This is a genomic window from Streptomyces sp. UNOC14_S4, from assembly GCF_020740835.1.
GTDB lineage: Bacteria > Actinomycetota > Actinomycetes > Streptomycetales > Streptomycetaceae > Streptomyces.
The window spans coordinates 1-3025 of the sequence record NZ_JAINFC010000701.1 but is presented as its reverse complement, the minus strand read 5'-3'; the positions used below and the strand labels follow the sequence as shown (position 1 = coordinate 3025).

The 3025-nt window shown below is 72.4% G+C and carries 4 protein-coding genes; 2 read left to right on the top strand and 2 right to left on the bottom strand.

What is annotated here, in order from left to right; translation table 11 throughout:
* Positions 1 to 149 precede the first annotated feature (149 nt).
* Entirely contained in the window at positions 150 to 1289 is a 1140-nt protein-coding gene (locus K6I34_RS34560; protein WP_229331997.1) for a glutamate--cysteine ligase, read from the top strand.
* Between the two features lie 7 nt (positions 1290 to 1296).
* Here K6I34_RS34560 and K6I34_RS34555 read toward each other — a convergent pair whose 3' ends face one another.
* Both K6I34_RS34555 and K6I34_RS34550 read right to left on the bottom strand, forming a co-directional pair.
* Positions 1297 to 1683: a hypothetical protein gene (locus tag K6I34_RS34555; RefSeq protein ID WP_229331996.1), complete on the bottom strand. Its 387-nt coding sequence runs from the start codon at positions 1681 to 1683 to the stop codon at positions 1297 to 1299.
* On the bottom strand, positions 1683 to 1904 hold the full coding sequence (locus K6I34_RS34550) for a hypothetical protein (RefSeq protein WP_229331995.1): 222 nt from the start codon (positions 1902 to 1904) through the stop codon (positions 1683 to 1685). Before K6I34_RS34550 ends, K6I34_RS34555 begins: the two co-directional genes overlap by 1 nt.
* 215 nt (positions 1905 to 2119) lie before the next feature.
* Here K6I34_RS34550 and K6I34_RS34545 point away from each other — a divergent pair.
* A partial coding sequence (locus K6I34_RS34545; RefSeq protein ID WP_229331994.1) for an AAA family ATPase occupies positions 2120 to 3025 on the top strand: 906 nt, incomplete at its 3' end.

Here is a 3025-nt window from a genome sequence, read left to right as displayed (position 1 = left end):
CATCCACCCGCCCACACCTGGCCCGTTTCACGCCGGTACAGAGTGGCACCCCTCCGCTTACGATCGCTCACGTACCGTTGCCGAATCGTACGCCTGACCGGGAAGGTCCACGCATCGTGTCGTTAGCGAGAGATGGCAAGGGAGCCCCGGTGCCCGGGGCGGGCCCGGGCTCGCCGGGCCGGGAGTCGGCGGGGGCGCCGACCTTCGGCATAGAGGAGGAGTTCTTCCTCGCCGACCGGGAGACGCGGGAGACGGTCGCCCGCGCGCCGGAGGTCGTCAAGCAGGCCCGCGACCGCCTCGGGGACCAGGCGGGGCCCGAGCTCTTCACCACCACCGTCGAGACGCGCACCCGCCCCGTCGGCACCCTCGACGAGATGCGGGAACAGCTCCGCTGGCTGCGCGAAGGGCTCGCCGCGGCGGCGGCCGAGGCCGACTGCCGGGTGGTGGCGTCCGGGATTCCGGTCATCCCCTTCTCCGGCCCGCCGTCGATCGTCGACGATCCGCGCTACCGGCGGCTGGCCGATCTCTACGGTCCGTTCGTCACCCACGACCAGCACACCAGCGCGTGCGCCTGCCACATCCACGTCGCCGTGCCCGACCGCGAGGAGGCCGTGCAGCTCTCCAACCACCTGCGGCCCTGGCTGCCGACGCTGCAGGCGCTGGCGGCCAACTCACCCTTCCAGGACGGCCTGGACAGCGGCTTCGCGAGCTGGCGGGCGCTGCATTTCGGCCGCTGGCCGCACGTCGGCCCGACGCCGCTGTGCGAGGACGCGGCGGCCTACGACGACCTGCTGGACAGACTCGTCGAGTCCGGCATGCTCTTCGACCGCAGGCACGCCTACTGGTACGCCCGCCCCGCGGAACGCTGGCCGACCCTGGAGGTCAGGGTCCCCGACGTGAACGCCGACCTGGACACGGTGCTGCTCGTGGCGAGCCTGACGCGCGCCCTGAGCACCGTCCTCCTCACCGCCGTCCGCCGGGGCGCGCCCGTCCCCGACATACCCGACCCCTTGCTGCGCGCGGCCCACTGGCGCGCCGCCCACGACGGCCCCGCCGGTTCGGGCCTCGACCCCTTCACGGGCCACCTGCGCCCCGCCGCGGACCTCGTCGCCCGGCTCATCGCCCATGCCGGCCCCGCGCTGGAGGAAACAGGCGAGCTGTCCTTCGTCCGGCGCGCTTGGGACCGCGTCCGGGTGCAGGGTGGCGGCGCGCAGCGCCAACGAGCCGTGTACGGCCGCCGGGGCGAGCTACGGGACGTCGTCGACGAGTTGACCGTGGGAGGGCGGTGAGGCCGCGTCAGCCCGTCACCCAGGACCGGAGGCGGGAGGCCGTCGCGCGCAGTGTGAGGGAACTGTCCCGGATGCCCGCCACCAGTTCGGCCATGCCGCCCCCCGGCGGTTTCACCGGCTGGCCCGACTCGCGCATGTAGCGCATGGCCAGCGCGCAGCCGACCAGACCGTTGTAGTCCGTCAGGGGGCGCGTGACCACGAACATCTGGAGCAGGACCGCAGCGCGAACGGGAACCTCGACGTAGAAGGGCTCTCCCGCGTGGAGCTCGTAAGCATGACGGTGAACCGCCGCCGCGAGCGCACCCCAGTCGTCGATCCCGATCTCGCGACCGGACTGTTCCTCGAACTGCTGGAGCGAATCCTCGACCCAGCGGGCATCGATCCGCAGATACATCAACGCTCTCCCGCCGGGAATGCCCCCTCGAACTCCGGCAGCAGCTCTGCCATGTCATCGACCACCCCTGAGACGAACGCGTCCCGGACAGGGTCGACCTCGCTCTCCACCAGACCGGAGACGTACGACTGCAAGGTCACCCCTTTGCGGTCAGCACGCGCCTTGAGCAACGCGTACGTGTGCGGAGCCACTCGGACGTTCAGCTGCTTCTGTTCCGCCATGCGGAGATGCTAGCGATTGCTAGGCCGCTCGGCGGCGCTGAGAGCATCGGCACAAGAATTCGAACCCTGCATCATCCATGGTCACGCCGACCTGGCCGGAATCAGGCATTCAATTCTGGCCTGGGGACATCCCGCCCCGGCCCTCCCCTCCCGTACATGATTCCTCTCGGGGCCGCTGAGCAGCGCATATGCAGGTGGAGGACGGGAGGACCGGCGTGAACAGAGTACTTCTCGAACGTGACGGGGCGTTGGCGGAGGCGGCGGGAGCCGGGGACGCCGCGCGGTCCGGTGATGGCCGCTGGCTGCTGTTCGGCGCGGGGACGGGCCTGGGCCGCACCGCCCTGCTGGAGGAAGTGATACGGCGGGAGGCAGGGGCGGAAGCGGCGGAAGCGGCGGACGGCGCCATGCGCGTCCTCCACGCGCGCTGCTCGCCGGAGGAGTCGGAGTTCCCCTTCGCCCTCGTACGCCAGGTCTTCCCCGAAGGCGAGGACATCCCCTTCGCGGACCTGCCCGCCCCCGACGAGCAGCGGCTCTTCCACCGCCTCGTAGCCCGCCTCGCGCAAACCGCCGCCCGGGGCCCCGTACTCCTCGCCGTCGACGACCTGCACGACGCCGACGCGGTGTCCCGCCGCTGGATCGGCTACCTGGCACGTCGGCTCGCGGGCCTGCCCGTGCTGCTGGTCCTCACCGAGTGCCAGGAGAGGGAGGCGACCCCTCTGCCCCCTGCCACGGGTACGTCCGTGACGCTCCGCCCGCTCGGCCCGGCGACCGTCTCCCGGCTCGCGCACGCCGCCGACCGGGCCGACGGGGCCGACCGGGCCGAGTGCGACGACCGGGCCGAGTGGGCCGAGCTGTGCGTCCAGGCGTGCGCGGGCAACCCCGCCCTGGTGCACGCCCTCCTCGCCGACCTCGGTGCGGGGCGGATACCCAAGGACGACGGAAGCCGCTACCGCGACACGATCACCCGCTGGCTGCGGACCCGGGCCACCCCGCGGTCCCGCCGCGTCGCCCTGGCGCTCGCCGTCACCGGGGACGGCCCCGTACCGCCCGTACCGCTCGTACCGCTCCGCGAGGTCATCGGTCCAGGACCCGACGCCCCCACCGGCACGGTGAGCCTCTTC